Consider the following 20,775-nt stretch of genomic DNA (forward strand, 5'->3'; position numbering starts at 1 on the left):
GAAAGATGGTCCGCCCTACATCGGTCGGGTTCGCCATATTCATCGACGCCATCTCTTTGAACTTATGAAAGGGCAGCCATGTCTTCCGAAGCCGCCGCCATCGATCTTGAGAACACTGCCCTCACGCTTTGGAACGGGCCGCTTGGCCTGCCGGACTTTTCGCGTATCGGCGATGGCGATTTCGGACCCGTTTTCGACGCTGCGCTGAAAGCGCATGCGGCAGAAATCGATGTGATCGCAAACAGCGAGGACCGGCCGACGGTCGACAATACGTTGAAGGCGCTGGAACTTGCCGGCGATGCGCTCGACCGCGTCTCCTCGATCTTCTGGTGCCGGGCCGGCGCTCACACCAATGACGATATCCAGGCGCTGGAACGCGATATCTCGCCGAAGATGGCGCGGCATTTCTCGGCGATCTCGATGAACGAGAAGCTGTTTGCGCGCATCGACGATCTCTACGAGCGTCGTGCATCTCTCAACCTGGACCCCGAGACGCTGCGGGTGCTGGAGCGAAGCTGGAAAGGTTTTGTCCGCGCCGGCGCCAAGCTCTACGCCGATGGCAAGAAGCGGCTTGCTGCAATCAATGAGGAGCTTGCCTCGCTCGGCGCGAAATTCGGCCAGAACGTGCTGGCCGACGAGCGCGACTGGGTGCTGTTCCTTGACGAGGGCGATCTCGCCGGCCTGCCCGAATTCGTGAAAAGCGCCATGGCTCAGGCGGCCGAATCGCGCGGCCAGAAAGGGCGCTATGCCGTTACTTTGTCGCGCTCGATCTACGAGCCCTTCACGACATTCTCGCAGCGCCGCGACCTGCGCGAAAAGGCGTTCCGTGCCTTCACCATGCGCGGCCAGAACGGCGGCGCGACCGACAATGGTGCGGTGGTGAAGAAAACGCTGGAGCTGCGTGCCGAAAAGGCGAAGCTCGTCGGCTATGAAAGCTTTGCGGCACTGAAGCTCGACGACACGATGGCCAAGACGCCGGCAGCGGTCATGTCGCTGCTGGAGCCGGTGTGGGACAAGGCGCGCGAAAAGGCGGCCGCCGACGAGATCGATCTGCAGCGCCTCGCGGCGGCCGAAGGAAGCAACGAGAAGCTGGCAGCTTGGGATTGGCGCCACTATCAGGAAAAGCTGCGCGCCGAGAAATATGCCTTCGACGAGGCCGAACTGAAGCCATATCTGCAGCTTGAGCGCGTCATCGAGGCCTGTTTCGACGTGGCCACGCGCCTGTTCGGCGTCACTTTCGTTGAACGCCAGGGCATTCCGGCCTGGCATCCGGATGCGCGCGTTTTCGAAGTGCGCAACGCCAATGGCAGTTTCCGCGGCCTGTTCCTGGCCGACTATTTCGCCCGGCCCTCGAAGCGCTCGGGCGCATGGATGAGCGCGCTGCAGTCGGGCTACAAGCTCGGCAGGGGCTCGACCCCGATCATCTACAACATCATGAACTTCGCCAAGCCGGCGGAGGGCGAGCCAGCGCTTCTGTCGCTCGACGAGGCCAAGACGCTGTTCCACGAATTCGGCCACGCCTTGCATGGCATGCTGACCGACGTGACATGGCCCTCGGTCGCGGGAACGTCAGTGTCGCGCGATTTCGTCGAACTGCCGTCGCAGCTCTACGAGCACTGGCTGACCGTGCCGGAGGTTCTGGAAAAGCACGCGCTCCACTACAAGACCGGCAAGCCGATGCCGAAGGCGCTGCTCGACAAGATGCTGGCGGCGCGGACCTTCGGGGCCGGCTTCAACACGGTCGAGTTCACCTCCTCGGCGCTGGTCGACATGGCCTATCATGCGCGGGCGGACGCGCCTGAAAACCCGCTCGCCTTCGAGGCCGAGACACTGGAAAAGCTGCATATGCCGGACGCGATCGTCATGCGTCACCGCACCCCGCATTTCCAGCATGTGTTTTCCGGCGAAGGCTATTCGGCGGGCTATTACTCATACATGTGGTCTGAAGTGCTCGATGCCGACGCCTTTGCCGCATTCGAGGAGACCGGCAACGCCTTCGACCCGGCCATGGCCGAGCGGCTGCGCAAATACATCTATTCGGCGGGTGGTTCGGCAGATCCGGAAGAACTTTACACGGCTTTCCGCGGCAAGATGCCGACGCCCGATGCGATGATGGAGAAGCGCGGGTTGATCTGACCGGCACTTTCGACGGTGCACGACCGGTGCACCGTCATTGAAAATTCATCAAACCGCAATCGCCCTGCAACATGGCAGGGCGATGGCTGTCTCCCGCATGTTCACGCCATCCAGGAGACAGCCATGAACAAATTCGCACGCCTTTCCCGCCGCGCCTTCGTCGCGTCGGCAGGTGCCGCCGGCATCGTCAGCGCCACGGGCCTCGCCATGCCCTTCTATTCCCGCGCCAATGCACGGCCGAGCTTCACCCATGGCGTCCAGTCGGGCGATGTCGATGCGACGTCCGGCATGGTGTGGACGCGCACCGACCGTCCGGCGCGCGTGATGTTCGAGGTGTCCTCGACCGAGAGTTTCGCCAATGCGACCAGGCTTGCGCCGCTCAACACCCTGCCGGACGGCGATCTGACGGTGAAACGCCTGCTCACCGACCTCGCTTCCGATCAGGACATCTTCTATCGCATGACGGCGGCTGATCTTGCCGATATCAACACCGTGTCCGAGCCGATCGTCGGGCGCTTCCGCACCGCGCCTGCCTCCAAGCGCAATATCCGTTTTGCATGGTCGGGCGATACCGCCGGCCAGGGCTGGGGCATCGACGAGACCGGCATGAAGACCTACGCCACCATGGCCAAGCACACGCCGGACTTCTTCCTGCATTCAGGTGACACGATCTATGCCGATGGCGCGATGACCGACGAGGTCGATCTCAAGGACGGCACCAAGTGGAAGAACACGGTGCTGATCGATGAGAAGCGCAAGGTCGCCGAAACGCTGGACGAGTATCGCGGCCAGTGGAAATACAACCTGCTCGACAAGAACGTGCTGGCGCTGAACGCCATCTGCCCGACCTTCTTCCAGTGGGACGACCACGAGGTCACCAACAACTGGTCGAGCTCGAAGAACCTGATGGCGGACGAGCGCTACACGGAGAAGTCGATCGCGCTGCTTTCGGCCCGTGCCGGCCGCGCCTTCCACGAGATGACGCCTATCCGCTTCACGCCGGCCGAACCCGGCCGTGTCTATCGCAAGATCGCCTATGGCCCGCTGGTCGACGTGTTCTTCCTCGACATGCGCTCCTATCGCGGTCCGAACGGCGAGGCCGAGTCGATGCTCGACACGCTGACGCCGGACGCCCGCATCCTCGGCGAAGAGCAGATCCGCTGGCTCAAGCGCGAACTCGCCAACTCCAAGGCTACATGGAAGGTTATCGCCGCAGACATGCCGCTGGGCGTGGTCGTCTGGGACAATGGCAAGGACAAGAAGGGCGCCGAGGCCGTCGCCAATGGCGACAATGGGTCTGCCAAGGGGCGCGAACTGGAGATCGCCGATCTGCTGCGCTTCATCAAGAATGCCGGCATCGACAACACGGTGTGGCTGACGGCAGACGTGCACTATACGGCTGCCCATTACTACAATCCGGACAAGGCGCAGTTCCAGGACTTCAACCCGTTCTGGGAATTCGTCTCCGGCCCGCTTCATTCCGGCACTTTCGGGCCGAACGATCTCGACATGACTTTTGGGCCCGAGCTGAAGTTCATCAAGGCGCCGAGCGCCGAGCAGGGCCAGAACCTGCCGCCATCGGCTGGTCTGCAGTTCTTCGGCCTTGTCGATATCGACGGCGCCAGCGAGCAGCTGACCGTGCGGCTGATGGATCGCGATGACAACGAACTCTACAAGGTGACGCTCGATCCGGTCCGCGCAGCCTGATTTCGCAAAGGCCTGATGGCTGGGTAATCCTTCCCGGCCATCGGGCCTGCGACTATGCCGCGTCGGCGGCAGGCTTCTGCGCCACGATCGGAAGCGTAGCGCCCCGAGGCACGACGCGCACCTTGAGCGGCAGTGCCCGTCCGCGAATGTCGATGTCGCGGATATCGAATGCGGACAGGTCGAGCCCGGACAGTTGAACGACCGTTTCGGAGACGACGACCGTGGCGTTGAACTCCTTGGCTGCCAGTTCCAGCCGGCTGGCGACATTGACGGTGTCGCCGACCGCCGTCACGCCCATGACATCGCGGTAGCCCATCGCACCGACGATCGCCGGGCCGGCATGGATGCCGATCGCGACCCGAAGCGGTGAGCTTATCTCGCCGGCCAGATCGTCATTGAGCTGCTCGAGGTCCCGGATGATGGCGGCTGCGGCGGCAAGCGCCTGCCGGCACGCCTCGACATTGGTCGTGTCGACGCCGAACAGGGCCATGGCGCCATCGCCGATGAATTTGTCCATCCTGCCGCCGGCCTGCTCGACAGCCTTTCCGACCATGGCGAAATAGCGGTTGAGCAGGAAGACGATGTCGAAGGGCAGGCGATGGTCGGCAAGGCCGGTGAAATTGCGGATATCGCAGAAAAGCACCGCGACCTCCCTTTCGCGGCCGGGTATCACCGGCTGTCCGGGCAGGAGCAGGCGATTGCGATCGGGCACCAGCAGCGGCGTCACGCTGACATTGCCGGTGGGGCGCAGCTGGCAGGCCAGCCGCACGTCCGGATCGGCGCCGAGCCGCTTGAGCGTTGCCTGCTCGACCGAATTGGGCGGCGGCAGATTTTCCAACCCTTCGGAAACCTTGATCCGGCAGGTCGAGCACCGTCCCTTGCCGCCGCAGACTGCATAATGCGGAATGCCGCCGACGCGGCTTGCTTCCAGAACGCTGTAGCCCCTGGCGACGCGGACGACGTGGCCGTCGGAATAGCGAACCTCGATGAGATTGCGCCTTTCCCGGTATGCCCGCAGCGCCCGCAGCGCAAAGACGCCGGCCAGCAGGCCGCCGAAGCCGAGATAGACGCTTCGGATCAGCATCTCCTTGATCTGCCTGTCGTTGGCGATGACCGGCGCGTTGATCTGTGGCGGCGTTGCACCGATCGAAGCGATGGTCCTGCCGCCTTCGACAAAACCGAGCAGCGCCAGCACCGGAACGAGCACGGCGACAATCAGCAGCCAGGGCGCGACCCGCGGGTACCAATGGCGGTAACGCAACCAGAAATAGAGACCGAGGCAGCCATGCACCCATATGACGATCGTGGCGACGGACTGCCTTACCCCGCCCACGGGAGAGGCGACCCAGAGCGATCGCAGGACATAGCGGTAGCTGTCCTCGACGCCGGTCAGCGTGTGGAAAACCCGCGTGCCGATGACATGTTCGGCAATCATAAGGGGAATGGCGAAGCCGAGAACGATCTGGAATATCTCGCGCATCGGCATGATGAGCCCGCGCTTGCGGTAGAGCGAGAGCAGCGCCAGCGCGAAATGGACGGACACCGCGCCATAGAGGGCGACGGTGCCCAGCGGATTGCGCCAGATCATCAGGAACCACGGGCGCATAGCCTCTGCGGCCGGCAGCGAGATCAGCAGGAGCGCGTGGTTCAGGAGGTGCATGGTGACGAATGTCATCAGCACCATGCCGGAGACGAGCCGCGCCGTCCGCAAATTCCTGTCGGAAAGTAGTCTTCTTGCCGGGGCCTGCGATAATTGCGGTGCGGCCATATGCTGTTGTTTCGCTCCTCGCCTGGAACAAAGGGTTTAAGGCTGCGCGCTCTACAGTCAATAAGCGCCTGCCCTCACGGTCGGTCAATTCGCGGTTATCATTGGGCCGGAAAATGCCGCCAAACCGCGCTTTGCATGGCTGCCCTGCGCCGTCCCCCTTTCGCAATTGCGAAAAACCATGTAAGAGCGCGCGCAAATGAAACGCGGCGCGTCGCCAGGCTGTGCCCGCAACCCTCCCGAGTGAAAACATGAAACTTCGCAACATCGCGATCATCGCGCACGTCGACCATGGGAAGACAACCCTTGTCGACCAGCTTCTCAAGCAGGCTGGCTCGTTCCGAGAAAACCAGCGCGTAGCCGAACGCGCGATGGATTCGAACGATCTCGAAAAGGAACGCGGCATCACCATCCTTGCCAAGGCCACCTCGGTCGACTGGAAGGACACGCGCGTCAACATCGTCGATACGCCCGGCCACGCCGATTTCGGCGGCGAAGTGGAACGCATCCTGTCGATGGTGGATTCGGCCATCGTTCTGGTCGACGCTGCCGAAGGCCCGATGCCGCAGACCAAGTTCGTCGTCGGCAAGGCGCTGAAGGTCGGCCTGCGCCCGATCGTCGTCATCAACAAGATCGACCGCCCCGACGCGCGCCATGTCGAAGTCGTCAATGAGGTGTTCGATCTCTTCGCCGCACTCGACGCCAATGACGAGCAGCTCGACTTCCCGATTCTCTACGGTTCGGGCCGCGATGGCTGGGTCTCTGAAAATCCGGAAGGACCGAAAGACCAGGGCCTGGCGCCGCTGTTCGACCTGATCCTCAAGCATGTGCCCGCGCCGACCGTTCACCCGGGCCCGTTCCGCATGATCGGTACGCTGCTCGAAGCCAATCCGTTCCTCGGCCGTATCATCACCGGCCGCATCGAATCCGGTACATTGAAGTCGAACCAGCCGGTCAAGGTGCTGCACAATGACGGTTCGGTCGTAGAGACGGGACGCGTGTCGAAGATCCTCGCTTTTCGCGGGCTTGAGCGCCAGCCGATCGACGAGGCGCAGGCAGGGGACATCGTAGCGATCGCCGGCCTCTCCAAGGGCACCGTCGCCGACACCTTCTGCGACCCGGCCGTGACCGAGCCGCTGCATGCCCAGCCGATCGACCCGCCGACCGTCACCATGTCGTTCATCGTCAATGACAGCCCGCTTGCCGGCACCGAAGGCGACAAGGTGACCAGCCGCGTCATCCGCGACCGCCTCCTGCGCGAAGCGGAGGGCAATGTCGCGCTCAAGATCGAGGAATCGGCGGACAAGGATTCCTATTTCGTCTCCGGCCGCGGCGAGTTGCAGCTGGCCGTTCTGATCGAGACGATGCGCCGCGAAGGTTTTGAGCTTGCCGTATCGCGTCCGCGCGTCGTCATGCAGACGGGCGAAAACGGCGAACTGCTGGAGCCGGTCGAAGAAGTCGTCATCGACGTCGATGAAGAGCATGCCGGCGTCGTCGTGCAGAAGATGTCCGAGCGCAAGGCCGAGATGGTCGAACTGCGCCCCTCCGGCGGCAACCGCCAGCGCATCGTCTTCCACGCGCCGACACGCGGCCTGATCGGCTACCAGTCGGAACTCTTGACCGACACGCGCGGCACGGCGGTGATGAACCGGCTGTTCCATGCCTACGAGCCCTACAAGGGCGAGCTGCCCGGCCGCACCAACGGCGTTCTGATCTCCAATGATCAGGGCGAGTCGGTGGCGTTTGCCATGTGGAACCTCGAGGATCGCGGCCCGATGGTCATCGAAGCCGGCGTCAAGGTCTATCAGGGCATGATCATCGGCATCCACTCGCGCGACAACGACCTTGAGGTCAACGTGCTGAAGGGCAAGAAGCTGACCAACATCCGCGCCGCCGGCAAGGACGAGGCCGTCAAGCTGACCCCGCCGATCCGCATGACGCTGGAGCGCGCTCTGGCCTGGATCCAGGACGACGAACTGGTCGAAGTGACGCCGAAGACCATCCGCCTGCGCAAGCTCTATCTCGACCCGAACGAGCGCAAGCGCTTCGAGAAGTCGTCGAAGACGGCAGGGGCTGCATAACGCCAGCTTTCCCTCCCCCTTGAGGGGAGGGTGGCCCGTAAGGGCCGGGTGGGGTCGCTGCGGCAGTGCTCGACGTTGCTTTGCGTCGAGCTCGGCATGAACCGACCCCCTCTGGCGCTTTGCGCCATCTCCCCCTCAAGGGGGGAGAAAACGCTGGTGCGCTTCATCCGCAATCGGCATATTCTCCGAGGCATTGCCCGGAGGATCACCCATGGAACCCACATCCCTTCTCATCTTCGCTGGCGCGCTGCTGGTCGCTGCTGGCTCGCCCGGCCCCAGCATTGCGGCCCTTGTCGCACGGGTGATCTCGAAGGGTTTTCGCGACGTGCTGCCCTTCCTGGCGGCGATGTGGATCGGCGAGGCGATCTGGCTGTCGCTGGCGGTGTTCGGGCTTGCCGTCGTGGCGCAGAGTTTTCATCTCGCCTTCGTCATCGTGAAATGGGCGGGCGTGGCCTATCTCGCTTATCTCGCCTGGAAGATGTGGACGGCACCTGTGGCGGTGCGCGACGGCGAGATGCCGCGTGAGGATTCACCCGTAAAACTGTTCTTTGCCGGCATGGGGGTGACGCTCGGCAATCCCAAGATCATGATGTTCTATCTGGCGCTGCTGCCGACTATCATCGATCTGGCCTCGGTCAGCGTCGTCGGCTGGGTCGAGCTGACGCTGACCATGGCGATCGTGCTGGTCGCCATCGACATCGCCTGGGTCATTGCTGCAGCACAAGCGCGCCGGCTGCTGAAAAGCCAGCGCGCGATGAAGATCGCCAACCGCGTCAGCGCCACGACCATGGCGGGCGCTGCCGCCGCAATCGCGGCACGGTAACTGCCGCAGCTACATGCTCATCTCGATGATCGGCGCGATCTCGATGCTGCAGTTGGGTGCCGACAGGATCGGGCAGCCCTTGGCCTTGCTGGCGGCATCGTCGATGTCTTTCGCCTCTATGATCGAATAGCCGCCGGTCGGGTTCGAGCCGCCATTGTTCTCGACCTTGCCGCCGGGCAGCACGGTTTTCGACATGCCGACAGGATTGCCGCCGTCGACCACCGCTGCACCCAGGCTGCCGAACCAGCCGGTCCAGGCGTCCATCACTTCCTTTTTCTCGGCTTCGGTTTCCGGCATCTTGCCGGAGCCATGATAGACGTAGAGAAATTTCGCCATGTTCTCCTCCCAGAGAAATCGGCGCAGCCGGCATGTGGCTACGCCACACGCAGATAATCTGCCTGAATCTTTGAGCCGGCAATCAACCGCAGATGGCACTCCCATCGTGCGTTGAAACAGCCGCGAAGAAATCAGTTTCGATGCCGTATTTCTGTCGCCGATGCCGCGTCATCTGCTCTTCATAAGAAGTTCGCATTTTGCATCGATGAGTGTCGCCAAACGCGCTCCATCTGCTACGATAGTCGCAAAAGCATATGACGGGGGAGATTTCCAATGGCATCCGGTCTCAAATCCAGAACCGCAGCGAAAAAAGCTCCGCCGGCCAGGAAAGCCCCTTCGACCAGGACTGCCGACAAATCCGTTCAACTGGCGGATTATCTTCTGGCCCGCGCGCCTGCCGAAGATGTCGCCGCTTATGAGGCGACAGCGCTCGCCAAGGCCGCCGAACTGGCTGGCCGCGCGGTGGCAAAGCACAAGAAGGGTGAATGCGTCGTCGCCATCGACCGCGATGCCGGCGTGTCGGTTGGCGACAGGCCGCTGACCGTCGTTACGGTCGTCAACGACAACATGCCGTTCCTGTTCGACTCGGTATTGGGTGAAATCACCGACACTGCCGGCGAGCCGGCCTTCGTCACCCATCCGGTGATCGCCGTGAAGCATGGCAAGGGCGGCGTCGAGGCGATATTGGGCGAGGGCGGTGCAGGCAAGGGCGACCAGGGCGCCGACAGGCTGAGCGTCATCCATGTCCATATCCGCGCGCTCAGCGAGGATCAGGCCAAGGGGCTGGAAGAGCGGCTGAAGCGCGTGCTTTCGCAGGTGCGCGACGCCGTCGTCGACTGGAAGCCGATGCTGGCGCGGCTGGATCAGGCGATCTCCGAATTCCGCTATGCGCCGATCCCGCTCGACAAGGATGCTGTGACGGAAGCGATCGCCTTCCTCGAATGGCTGCGCGACGACAATTTTACTTTCCTCGGCATGCGCGAGTTCCGCTACACCGGCGGCGAGAAGAGCGGCACGCTCGACCGCGCCGGCAAGCCGGGGCTCGGCATATTGCGCGATCCCGACGTGATGGTGCTGCGCCGAGAGATCGATGGCGACAACACGACGACACCGGAAATCCGCGCCTTCCTCCATGGGCCGGACCCGCTGATCGTCACCAAGGCCAACGCCAAGTCGGTGGTGCACCGGCGCATCTATCTCGACTATGTCGGGGTGAAAACCTACGACGCCAAAGGCCGGCTCGCCGGCGAATTGCGCATGGTCGGCCTGTTCACCTCGTCTGCCTATACGCGCTCGGTGATGAAGATCCCCTATCTGCGTTCCAAGGCGCAGACGGTCGTCACCAAATCCGGCTTCGACCCGGCCGATCATTCCGGCAAAGCGCTGATCAACGTGCTGGAGAGCTATCCGCGCGACGAACTGTTCCAGATCGCCGTGCCGACGCTGCGCAAGCATTCCGAGGCGATCCTCGGCCTGGTCGAGCGGCCGCGCGTGCGGGCACTGGTGCGCGTCGACCAGTTCGACCGCTTCGTGTCCGTGCTGGTCTTCGTGCCGCGCGACCGCTACGATTCGGTGGCACGCGAGAAGATCGGCAGCTATCTGAAGACCGTCTTCGACGGGCGGCTCTCGGCCTATTATCCGGCCTTCCCGGAAGGCGGGCTGGCGCGTGTCCATTTCATCATCGGCCGTTCCGGCGGCAAGACGCCGAAGGTCGAGCAGAAGACGATCGAAGCGGCGATCCGTGACATCGTGCGGACCTGGGAGGATGCGCTGGCGGAAGTCGCTGCGACTTCCGGCGCGGATTCCGGCCTGACGGCCATCGCCAACCGCTTCCCGGAGAGCTACCGCAACAGTTTCACGCCGGCTGAGGCGCTGGTCGACGCGCAGCAGATCGCATCGCTCAGCGCTGAAAATCCGATCGCCATCGACTATTATCGCCACGCCGGCCAGAGCTCTGAGCAGGCGGCGCTGAAGATTTATCACTACGGCGCGCCGGTGGCGCTGTCGCGGCGCGTGCCGGTGCTGGAAAACACCGGCTTCCGGGTGATCAGCGAGCGCACCTTCGAGGTCGGCGACGAGACGACCGGCATGGTCTTCGTCCACGACATGGATCTGGAGAACGCTTTCGGCAAGCCGATCGACCTTTCCGACGGCGGTGCGCTGTTCGAGGAGGTGTTCCTGTCGGTTTGGCGCGGCGATGCCGACAATGACGGCTATAACGCGCTGGCCCAGACGGCCGCCCTGCCGTCGACTTCCATCGGCATATTGCGCGCCTATGGCCGCTATCTGCAGCAGGCCGGCATTCCGCAGAGCCAGGATTTCATCGCCGCAGCCCTTAACCGCTACCCCCAGATCGCACGCGCTTTGTTCGATCTCTTCGTTGCCCGCTTCGACCCCAAGGCCAAGGATGGCGATGTCACTGCCAAGCATTTGAAGGCAGCGATCAAGGACGCGCTGGAGCAGGTGCCGAACATCGATGATGATACGATCATCAGGCGCTACGCCAATCTCATCGAAGCCTCGCTGCGCACCAATCATTTCGTTGCCGGCATCAAGGAAAAGGGCCAGTCGCTGGCGATCAAGCTCGATTCGCGCAATGTCGATGGCCTGCCGGAGCCGCGGCCATGGCGCGAGATCTTCGTTTACGGCCCCGAGGTCGAGGGCGTGCATCTGCGCTTCGGCCCGGTGGCGCGCGGCGGGCTGCGCTGGTCTGACCGGGCGCAGGACTACCGCACCGAGGTGCTGGGACTGGTGAAGGCACAGCAGGTGAAGAACGCTGTCATCGTGCCGGTGGGCGCCAAGGGCGGCTTCTTCCCCAAGCGCTCGCCTGTCGGCGGCACGCGTGAAGCGGTCTTCGAGGCGGGCAAGAGCGCCTATATCAATTTCGTCTCCAGCCTGCTTTCGATCACCGACAATCTCGATGGCGACAAGGTGGTGCCGCCGGTAAGCACAATAAGGCGTGACACCGACGATCCCTATTTCGTCGTCGCCGCCGACAAGGGCACGGCGACCTTCTCCGACACCGCCAATGCGATCAGCGAGGCGCATGGCTTCTGGCTCGACGATGCCTTCGCTTCCGGCGGTTCGGCCGGCTACGACCACAAGAAGATGGGCATCACCGCCAAGGGCGCGTGGGAAGCGGTGAAGCGGCATTTCCGCGAGATGAACCGCGATATCCAGACGACGCCGTTCAGCGTCGTCGGCGTCGGTGACATGTCGGGCGACGTGTTCGGCAACGGCATGCTGCTTTCCGAGCAGACCCGGCTGATCGCGGCCTTTGACCATCGCGACATTTTCATCGATCCCGATCCGGACATGGCGGCCTCCTTTGCCGAGCGCAAGCGCGTGTTCGACCTGCCGCGCTCGAGCTGGCAGGACTATGACAAGACCAAGCTGTCGCCGGGCGGCATCATCGTTTCGCGCGGCCAGAAATCGATCACGCTGCCGGCGGCGGCTGCCAAGGCGATCGGCCTCGACAAGACGACGGCTTCGCCCAACGAGATCATGAACGCCATCCTCAAGGCCGAGGCCGACCTGTTGTGGTTCGGCGGCATCGGCACCTATGTGAAGGCGGCGGGCGAGAGCAACCAGGAAGTCGGCGACCGCGCCAATGACGCGATCCGCGTGACCGCCGCCCAATTGCGGGTGAAGGTGATCGGCGAGGGTGCCAATCTGGGTGCGACGCAGCGCGCGCGCATCGAGTTCGGCCTTCTAGGCGGTGCCTGCAATTCCGACGCGATCGACAATTCCGGCGGCGTCAATTCGTCGGACGTCGAGGTCAACATCAAGATCGCGCTGGCGTCCGCCATGCGCAAGGGCTCGCTGACGCGGCCTGCTCGCAACAAGCTGCTCGCCGAGATGACCAGCGAGGTCAGCGCGCTGGTGCTTTCCAACAATTACCAGCAGACGCTGTCGCTTTCGCTGCAGCGAAAGCGCGGGCTGGCCGACATTGCCTATCAGGGCCGCTTCATGAGCGCGCTGGAAGCGCGCGGCCTGCTCGACCGCACCGTCGAAACGCTGCCTTCGCCGGCAGCCCTCACTGAGCGCGAAAAGCGCGGCGAGCCGCTGACCCGGGCCGAACTCGGCGTGCTTCTGGCCTATGCCAAGATCGTGCTGTTTTCCGATATCGTCTCCAGCGACCTGCTCGACGATCCGCATTTCGAGCGCGACCTGATGGGCTATTTCCCGGAAAAGATGGCGAAGAAATACGCCGCCGAGATCGGTACGCACCGGCTGCGGCGCGAGATCATCGCCCGCGTTCTGGCCAATGACCTGATCAATCGCGGCGGGCCGACCTTCGTCAACCGGCTACAGGAAGCGACGGGAAGCACGGCTGCCGATGTTGTGCGCGCCTTCACGATCGTGCGGGCGGGCTTCGGCCTGCCGTCGCTTTATCGCGATATCGACGCGTTGGATAACCGCATCGACGGACAGGTGCAGCTTGACCTCTATCAGGCCGTTGGCCGGCTTATCTTCGTGGCCTGCGGGTGGTATCTCAGGCATGGCGTGGGCGACGGTGCGGTGGACAAGCAGATCGCCGAGCTGACCGAGGCGCGCAAGGCGCTGGAGCCGAAACTCGCCTCGCTGCTGCCGGCCTTCAACAAGGCAAGGCTGGAAGAAAAACGCCTCGGCTTCATTGCTGCCGGCGCGCCGGAGGGGCTGGCCGAGCGGCTGGCGCAGACGGATGTCGCCGAACTCATTCCCGATATCGCGCTGGTTGCCCGCACGGCAAAGGCCGATATCGTGGCCGCCGCAAAAGCCTTCTTCGGCGTCAGCGACGCCTTCCGCATCGCCCGCATCGAGGACGCTGCGCGCGCGATCACGCCGTCCGACTATTATGACGGGCTGGCGCTGTCGCGGGCGACCGACACGATCGACACGGCCCGGCGCGGCATCGCGGTTGCAGCGCTCACCGGCTTCGGCAAAGCCGCCGATCCGGTCACCGCCTGGCTCGATGCCGGCGGCGCGCGCATCGCGATCATCCGCGAGCGCCTGCAAGGGCTGACGGAAGGCGGCGACATCACCGTGTCGCGGCTTTCGGTGGCATCCGGTCTGATGAGCGACCTGACGGGGATGTGAGGCGGGAGAGGTGTAGTACATCTCCCACCTTCAATCCCTCATCCTCAGGCTTCGGGTGAGTTGTCAGGTCCCGGGTCGCCGCCGGCCGCAGCTATCGACAGCCTGCGCAGATAGTGGTTCCAGCCCTTCTCGTGGCTGTCGCGTTCGTTCTCGTTGGGCAGCCCGCTATGGGTGAAGCGCACCAGTGTGCCGCCATCCTTCTCGACGAGATCGATCTCGACCAGGCTCGATCCCGGCGGCACCTCCTCACGCCCTTCCCAGCCGAAGCTGTAGGCGAGGCGGTGGATCGGGATCACCTCCGTGAACTGGCCGCGGGCGATGTGCTTGTCGCCGACGCTGACGAGATAGATGCCGCCGGGGCGGGCCTCGGTGGTCGCCGGGCCGATCCAGCGCGAAATCTTGTCGGGATCGGTGAGGAAGGCGAAGACCGTCGCCTGCGGGGCCGCGATCTGGATCTCGGTGCGAAGCGTTTCGGGCATCGGCAGGCTCCTGCGGCTTTGGCGCAATGACGGCACTGTAGTCCAATCGGCATGCGGTGCAAGAAAGCGCCTACCGCCTCATGACATGCGCCTGACACCATTGCATGATGGCGGCCATGCAACTTCACGCTGCTCTGTCGTTTCTCGTCGATGAGGCGATCGACCTGCCCAGCGCCGACGCTTTCCTCGCGGCACTCGGCGCGAGACTCGTCGCCGATGGCGTGCCGCTCGCCGGCGGTTCACTCACCCAGGCAGCGCCGCACCCGATCATCGCGCGGCGCACATGGTTGTGGCGCGCCGATACCGGAAGAGTGATCGAGGCGCTGGGCTTCGGCCTCACCGGACCCGCCGATCCCGCTCATGCCAATGTCGGACGCGACTGGCTGGTGCAACTCGGCGCCGAAGCCGTGCAGGAGGATTTCGCCGGCTCTGCTCCCGACGGTGCCGTGCTTGGCTGGGCTGGAGCGCGTCCATTCAGTGAGCCTGACCTCGAACTGCTGCGCGAGGTGGCCCGCTTTGCCGCAGCGCCGCTTGCCGTGCTTGCTGCGCGCTCGACGCAGGCAGTGCTGCTCGAGACCTATCTCGGCCGGCGCAGCGCCGCACAGGTGCTGGCCGGCCGGCTGCGGCGCGAGCCCGGCGAGACGATCCGCGCAGCACTGCTCTATGCCGATTTGCGCGGCTTCACCGAGCTGTCGGAAACGACCGCGCCGAGGGAGGTGATCGCAGCGCTCGACGCCTGGTTCGACCGCATCGCCGGCGCGGTCCACGCCTTCGGCGGTGAGGTGCTGAAGTTCATCGGCGACGGCGTGCTGGCGATTTTCCCGATAGGCGAGCGCGACGCTGCTGCCGCCTGCGACGCTGCGCTGCGCGCAGTGGCGGCCGCGCGCGCCGGCATGGATCACCTCGACCGCACGCGCGCCGCGCAAGGCCTGGCGCTTCTGCCCTTCGGCACGGCGCTCCACATCGGCGAGATGCTGTGGGGCAATATCGGCACCGCCGATCGGCTGGATTTCACCGCTATCGGCTCTGCCGTGAACCTCGTCAGCCGGTTGGAGGGCCTGTGCCGGCCGCTCGGCCGCCCGGTGCTGCTTTCGGAGGCGTTTGCAGCGGAAACGCAGCAAGCCCTGATCCCGCTCGGCGAGCACAGGCTGCGCGGTATCGCCGAGCCCTGCGCGGTGTATGCGCCAGAGGCGTGAGGTAGGTCCTCGTGCACCGCAAAGTTGTCGGACACAGAATTTCCGTCTCTGGCACTCTCCCTTTGCACGGCTCCCAAAAACATGCAGACATGGCGCCAGCCTAAAACGCGATGCAGGCGGGTGGAGGAAATATGGCCGACGTGACAGTTCAGCGCGCCTCCGGTCGCGGCATCTGGGGCTGGATGTTCTTCGACTGGGCGGCGCAACCGTTCTTCACGGTGGTCACCACCTTCATCTTCGGCCCCTATGTCGTCTCACGCATGGCCAGCGACCCGGCCATGGGGCAGGCCGCCTGGGGCTATGGCATAGCCGCCGCCGGCTTCATCATCGCCATATTGTCGCCGGTGCTCGGCTCCATCGCCGACCAGACCGGTCCGCGCAAGCCGTGGATCGCATTCTTCGCCGCGATCAAGATCGCGAGCCTGTGCGCGCTGTGGTTTGCGGCACCCGGCTCGCCGCTGGTGCCGGTGATCCTGTTCTTCTCGCTGGCATCGGTCGCTGCCGAATTCTCCACCGTGTTCAACGATTCGATGATGCCGCGCCTCGTTTCCAAGGCCGAGATCGGCAAGATCTCCAACATTGCCTGGGGGCTCGGCTATCTCGGCGGCATGATCGCGCTGATCTTCGTGGTGACGATGCTCGCCGGTTCCCAGGAGACGGGCAAGACGATCATCGGCGTCGATCCGCTGTTCGGGCTCGATCCCAAGCTCGGCGAGGATGCGCGCGCGACCGGGCCGCTTTCGGCGCTGTGGTATTTCATCTTCATCCTGCCGATGTTCTTCTTCACGCCCGACGGCGCCAAGGGCAAGCCGATCGGTCCGGCCGTGCGCGAGGGCCTCGCCGAGTTGAAATCGACGCTGGGCGAGGTGCGCCAGCGCAGCGGCGTTTTGCGCTTTCTGGTGGCGCGGATGATCTATCAGGACGGCGTCAATGCCGTGCTCGGCCTGGGTGGTGTCTTTGCGGCGGCGATGTTCGGCTGGTCGATCACCGAGATCGGCGTTTTCGGCATCATCCTCAATGTCGTCGCGATCTTCGGCTGCTGGATCGCGGCGCGTCTCGATACGGCGTTCGGCTCCAAGACGGTTGTGATGATTTCGCTGGTGTTCCTGACCATCGCGACGGTGGGTATCGTCTCGACCGGTCCGGGCTTCACGCTGTTCGGCGCGCTGATGCTGCCGGGCGCCGATACGGGCGGCCTGTTCGGCACGCCGGCGGAAAAGGCCTACATTCTCTTCGGCCTGCTGATCGGGATCGCCTTCGGCCCGGTCCAGGCCTCGTCGCGCTCCTATCTGGCGCGTAGCGTTACCGCCGAGGAGGCCGGGCGCTATTTCGGTATCTATGCGCTGGCCGGCCGCGCGACGAGTTTCGCCGCGCCGTTTCTGGTGGCAACGGTGACCGCGCTCAGCGGCTCGCCGCGTCTCGGCATGGCGATGATCCTGCTGTTCTTGGTAGTCGGCATGGCCGTGCTGTGGCCGACGCCTTATCCGGCGGACAAGGTGGATTGAGCGCTTATCCCTCCCCCTTGAGGGGAGGGTGCCGAGCGAAGCGAGGTGCGAGGGGTCATAGCGGCTGATCTTACCTGCTTCTGATATGCTTCAAGTGGCGCCTCGCGCTTCCGCGGCGACCCCACCCGACCGCTTCGCGGCCACCCTCCCCTCAAGGGGGAGGGCAACAGCGCTCAATGCCGGAAATGCCGCACGCCGGTAAACACCATGGCGATGCCATGCTCGTCCGCCGCTGCAATCACATCGTCGTCGCGCATCGAGCCGCCCGGCTGGATGACGGCGGTAGCGCCAGCTTCGATGGCCGATAAAAGCCCGTCCGCGAAGGGGAAGAAGGCATCGGAAGCGACGACCGAGCCTTTGGTCAGCGGCTCGGCAAGGCCGGCAGCCTCGGCTGCGTCCAGTGCCTTGCGGGCGGCGATGCGCGCGGAATCGACCCGGCTCATCTGACCGGCGCCAACGCCCACCGTTGCGCCGTCCCTGACATAGACGATGGCGTTCGATTTGACGTGCTTGGCGACACGGAAGGCGAATTTCAGGTCGGCCAGTTCCTGTGCAGTCGGCGCGCGCTTGGTCACGACCTTGAGCTCGAGCCCGTCGACCACGGCGTTGTCGCGCGACTGCACCAGCAGTCCGCCGGCCACCGACTTGACCATGACGCCGGCCGTGCGCGGATCGGGCAGGCCGCCGGTGACGAGCAGGCGCAGGTTCTTCTTGGCGGCGATGATCGCCTGTGCTTCCTCGCTGGCACCGGGTGCGATGATGACCTCGGTGAAGGTCTTTACGATCTCTTCCGCCGCCTCTGCGTCGAGCAGGCGGTTGACGGCGACGATGCCGCCGAAGGCAGAGACGGGATCGCAGGCCAGTGCCTTGGCATAGGCTGCCTTCAGCGTTGCGCCTTCAGCGACGCCGCAAGGGTTGGCGTGCTTGATGATGGCCACCGCCGCCGAACCGGCTGGGTCGAACTCGCCGACCAGCTCGAAGGCCGCGTCGGTGTCGTTGATGTTGTTGTAGGAGAGTTGCTTGCCCTGGAGCTGGCGCGCAGTGGCCACGCCCGGGCGCTTTTCGCCAGTGACGTAGAAGCCGGCTTGCTGGTGCGGGTTCTCGCCATAGCGCATGACGTTTTCGAGCTTGCCGCCGAAGGCGCGCCAGGTCGGATGCTCGATGGCCAGTGCCTCGGCAAACCAGCCGGAGATGGCTGCATCGTAGGCTGCGGTGCGGGCAAAGGCCTTGGCAGCGAGCTTCTGTCGAAACTCGAAGGACAGGCTGCCGATGTTCATCTCAAGCGCATTGATCACCGGGGCGTAGTCTTCCGGGTCGGTGACGATGGCGACATAGGCGTGGTTCTTGGCGGATGCGCGCACCATGGCCGGACCGCCGATATCGACATTCTCGACGATCGAGGCATAGTCGCCACCGGATTGGCGAACCTCCTCGAACGGGTAGAGATTGACGACGACGAGGTCGATCGGCTCGATGCCGTGGACGTGCATGGCATGGACATGATCGGGATCGTCGCGCACGCCGAGCAGCGCGCCATGGACCGAGGGGTGCAGCGTTTTCACGCGGCCGTCCATGATCTCGGGGAATCCGGTGAGTTCCGAGACGTCGCGCACGGCGATGCCGGCCTCGGCGATCGTCTTGGCGGTACCGCCGGTCGAGACCAGTTCGACGCCGGCTTTTACCAGCGCGGCTGCGAAATCGACCAGGCCGGTCTTGTCGGAGACGGAGAGAAGCGCGCGGCGGACGGGAACGAGGTCGGGCGCAGGAATTTTCTTGGAGGCGACGGCCATGTCGGAGCGGGCCTTTCGAGCTTGGGAGGCGGATGCGCGCGGCCTAGCACAGACGCAAGGTAAATCAAGCTTTGCGGGGCAGAAAATCGGCCAAAAGGCCCGCTCAGTTGTTCTGCGGGTAACCGGCCGAGTGCGTGCGCGTGAACTGCCAGTGCATTTCGGGAAACTGTGACGCTTTGTAGGAGAGCACGATCTGGCGGCTGTGGCGCGGCCCGCCCAGACCGGCGAAGAATATCGATTCCTCGACCGTCGGCGTCATTTCGCCGGCGGTGAAAAGCCAGTTGTCGGCATGGGGTGCTGCCAGCACCAGCCGATCCTTGTCGTCGTGGAAAAGCTCGATATCCGGGTGGATGTGAAAGCGGATGGTGACGAGATCGCGGCCATTGTCGAGTGGCGGCGCGCCGCGTGAGCGCAGGAAACGGTCGATGCCGGTGAGGATATTGCCATCGGCAGCCAGCGCCATTTCGCGTTCGTGATAGAGACCGAAGCGCGCGACATAGCCGTCATGGCTGGCAACGAAACCTTGCGTGCCCTTGCTGTCGGTGCGTTCCGAAGGCACATGGCGCGGCCCGCCGATCAGCGGCGATCCAAGCAGGCCGTTGACGCGCGGCGAATGGCTGAAGCGCGCCGACGAGGTGTCGTTGAGCGATGCGGTGGAATGGGCGGCGGTGGCGCGCGCCAGCGGGCGGAATTCCTCCGCTCCGTAGGCGTCGATGCCGGCATTGACGATGAAATGCTGGCGGCCGGAAGACATCTCGAAGGATAGGCAGCCGGCATGTGCCGCTTCCGAAACTTCGCTGGGCGGCGCAGTGCCTGTGTCGGCAATCACCGTGGTGCCGCCCATCGACAGGCGCTCATAGCCGGAATGCGGGGCGTGAAGCAGCGGCGCGCCGGCGGTATCGTCATGGCGCATGATGGCGGCGATGCGGTCGGGAATGGTGACGCCCATGCCGTTGAAGCGGGCGATGCTGCCGTCCTGATGGCGGAAGAAGCGCAGCGCCGGCAGCATGCGGTCGATTGCGCCGATCAGCGCTTCGGGCGGCGTCTCGGCCTGGTTGGCGTAGGTCTGGCGCAGCGGCAGCAGGTCTGCCAGCAGTTCCAGAACCGCCATCGGATTGCGCGAGATGTGGCCACCGTCGGCAAGGATCTGACGGTTCAGCTCGTCGGCGAGGTTGCGCGTGGCGCTGCGCAACGCGGTCTGCGGCGCGGGCAGCGACAACGCGGCGAAGGCAAGCGCGATGCGGGTGCGCAGGCGCTCCTCGCCGTCGGGCATTTCACGGGCCATGGAGCGCAGATAGCGGATCTGCAGCGCCAGCGATTTCAGGAAGGCGCGGTAGAAAGGGAATTCGGCACCCTGCAGCACGACGGAAGAATGTTGCAGCCAGGCGATGATGCGCTTGGCGCTGGTCGCCGGCTCCCAGGCGACGCCCGAGATGCGGCCGCCATGGGTGGCGATCCAGTCCGAAACCAGCGCGCGGGCATTGGCGGCGGCAAGCTCGGTGCCGGCGGCGCGCATATGGCGCAGCCAGCGGAAGCCGTGCAGCGATTTCTGCCAGCCGCGATTGGGCACCTCGATCTGGAACGGCGACTTGCCGCCGGTCTCGACGAGATGGCCTGAAAGCGGGTAGCGGCCATAATAAATTTCCAGCGCAACCTGCTGGTCGGCGAGCCTGAGATCGGGCGGCGCAATCAGCACGCGCTCTGGCGTACGACCGGTATAGCGCCAGCGGTAGACCGGTCCGGCGCGCAAGCGACGGCGGGTCTTGCGCCAAAGCTCTTTGGCGACGAGCGCCCAAAGGCCTGTCGTGTTGCCTGCCGCAATCGACAAGAATTTCCTCCAAAAAAGACGTCCGCCCGGCGAGAACGTTATATGATTCA

Annotated in this window: 12 protein-coding genes; 7 read left to right on the plus strand and 5 right to left on the minus strand. The window is 64.3% G+C overall.

Translation table 11 applies throughout. The features are described 5' to 3' along the window. Window positions 1-78 precede the first annotated feature (78 nt). Window positions 79-2,136, plus strand: a complete 2,058-nt coding sequence (locus BM413_RS00550; protein WP_091908917.1) for a M3 family metallopeptidase — start codon at window positions 79-81, stop codon at window positions 2,134-2,136. A gap of 123 nt (window positions 2,137-2,259) precedes the next feature. Next, complete coding sequence (locus BM413_RS00555) at window positions 2,260-3,843, plus strand: alkaline phosphatase D family protein (protein WP_091908920.1); 1,584 nt, start codon at window positions 2,260-2,262, stop codon at window positions 3,841-3,843. Between the two features lie 52 nt (window positions 3,844-3,895). Here the strand turns inward: BM413_RS00555 and BM413_RS00560 are convergent, their stop codons facing one another. Then, window positions 3,896-5,611 carry an adenylate/guanylate cyclase domain-containing protein gene (locus BM413_RS00560; protein ID WP_091908923.1) on the minus strand — a complete coding sequence of 572 codons (1,716 nt, stop codon included), beginning with the start codon at window positions 5,609-5,611 and terminating at the stop codon, window positions 3,896-3,898. Window positions 5,612-5,859: 248 nt separating this feature from the next. Here BM413_RS00560 and typA point away from each other — a divergent pair, with 248 nt between their 5' ends. Further along, window positions 5,860-7,689 (plus strand): translational GTPase TypA, encoded by a 1,830-nt coding sequence (typA, locus tag BM413_RS00565; protein ID WP_091908926.1) that lies wholly within the window; start codon window positions 5,860-5,862, stop codon window positions 7,687-7,689. A gap of 211 nt (window positions 7,690-7,900) precedes the next feature. Further along, window positions 7,901-8,512, plus strand: a complete 612-nt coding sequence (locus tag BM413_RS00570; RefSeq protein ID WP_091908930.1) for a LysE family translocator — start codon at window positions 7,901-7,903, stop codon at window positions 8,510-8,512. Between the two features lie 9 nt (window positions 8,513-8,521). Here the strand turns inward: BM413_RS00570 and BM413_RS00575 are convergent, their stop codons facing one another. Continuing rightward, a complete protein-coding gene (locus BM413_RS00575; protein WP_091908933.1) occupies window positions 8,522-8,848 on the minus strand; it encodes a YciI family protein in 327 nt (108 codons plus the stop codon). Between the two features lie 273 nt (window positions 8,849-9,121). Between BM413_RS00575 and BM413_RS00580 the strand changes: the two genes are divergently transcribed. Continuing rightward, a complete protein-coding gene (locus BM413_RS00580; protein WP_091908936.1) occupies window positions 9,122-13,927 on the plus strand; it encodes an NAD-glutamate dehydrogenase in 4,806 nt (1,601 codons plus the stop codon). A 44-nt stretch (window positions 13,928-13,971) separates the two neighbouring features. Here the strand turns inward: BM413_RS00580 and BM413_RS00585 are convergent, their stop codons facing one another. Next, window positions 13,972-14,406 carry an SRPBCC family protein gene (locus BM413_RS00585; protein ID WP_091908939.1) on the minus strand — a complete coding sequence of 145 codons (435 nt, stop codon included), beginning with the start codon at window positions 14,404-14,406 and terminating at the stop codon, window positions 13,972-13,974. Between the two features lie 116 nt (window positions 14,407-14,522). Between BM413_RS00585 and BM413_RS00590 the strand changes: the two genes are divergently transcribed. Then, window positions 14,523-15,602, plus strand: a complete 1,080-nt coding sequence (locus tag BM413_RS00590; protein ID WP_091910195.1) for an adenylate/guanylate cyclase domain-containing protein — start codon at window positions 14,523-14,525, stop codon at window positions 15,600-15,602. Window positions 15,603-15,733: 131 nt separating this feature from the next. Then, window positions 15,734-17,107 (plus strand): MFS transporter, encoded by a 1,374-nt coding sequence (locus BM413_RS00595; RefSeq protein ID WP_091908944.1) that lies wholly within the window; start codon window positions 15,734-15,736, stop codon window positions 17,105-17,107. Between the two features lie 173 nt (window positions 17,108-17,280). Here the strand turns inward: BM413_RS00595 and purH are convergent, their stop codons facing one another. Next, the gene (gene purH, locus BM413_RS00600) at window positions 17,281-18,897 is read right to left on the minus strand and encodes a bifunctional phosphoribosylaminoimidazolecarboxamide formyltransferase/IMP cyclohydrolase (protein WP_091908949.1); all 1,617 of its coding nucleotides are present in this window, start codon (window positions 18,895-18,897) and stop codon (window positions 17,281-17,283) included. A 103-nt stretch (window positions 18,898-19,000) separates the two neighbouring features. After that, window positions 19,001-20,725: a heparinase II/III family protein gene (locus BM413_RS00605; RefSeq protein WP_091908952.1), complete on the minus strand. Its 1,725-nt coding sequence runs from the start codon at window positions 20,723-20,725 to the stop codon at window positions 19,001-19,003. Window positions 20,726-20,775: the final 50 nt, after the last annotated feature.

The organism is Mesorhizobium sp. YR577 (genome assembly GCF_900116595.1).
Classification (GTDB): Bacteria; Pseudomonadota; Alphaproteobacteria; order Rhizobiales; family Rhizobiaceae; genus Mesorhizobium_M.

Coding starts and splice junctions, on each gene's coding strand:
- BM413_RS00595 (WP_091908944.1), top strand. CDS start 15,734: ATGGCCGACGTGACAGTTCAGCGCGCCTCCGGTCGCGGCATCTGGGGC.
- BM413_RS00580 (WP_091908936.1), top strand. CDS start 9,122: ATGGCATCCGGTCTCAAATCCAGAACCGCAGCGAAAAAAGCTCCGCCG.
- purH (WP_091908949.1), bottom strand. CDS start 18,897: ATGGCCGTCGCCTCCAAGAAAATTCCTGCGCCCGACCTCGTTCCCGTC.
- BM413_RS00550 (WP_091908917.1), top strand. CDS start 79: ATGTCTTCCGAAGCCGCCGCCATCGATCTTGAGAACACTGCCCTCACG.
- BM413_RS00560 (WP_091908923.1), bottom strand. CDS start 5,611: ATGGCCGCACCGCAATTATCGCAGGCCCCGGCAAGAAGACTACTTTCC.
- BM413_RS00570 (WP_091908930.1), top strand. CDS start 7,901: ATGGAACCCACATCCCTTCTCATCTTCGCTGGCGCGCTGCTGGTCGCT.
- BM413_RS00555 (WP_091908920.1), top strand. CDS start 2,260: ATGAACAAATTCGCACGCCTTTCCCGCCGCGCCTTCGTCGCGTCGGCA.
- BM413_RS00590 (WP_091910195.1), top strand. CDS start 14,523: ATGCAACTTCACGCTGCTCTGTCGTTTCTCGTCGATGAGGCGATCGAC.
- typA (WP_091908926.1), top strand. CDS start 5,860: ATGAAACTTCGCAACATCGCGATCATCGCGCACGTCGACCATGGGAAG.
- BM413_RS00585 (WP_091908939.1), bottom strand. CDS start 14,406: ATGCCCGAAACGCTTCGCACCGAGATCCAGATCGCGGCCCCGCAGGCG.
- BM413_RS00575 (WP_091908933.1), bottom strand. CDS start 8,848: ATGGCGAAATTTCTCTACGTCTATCATGGCTCCGGCAAGATGCCGGAA.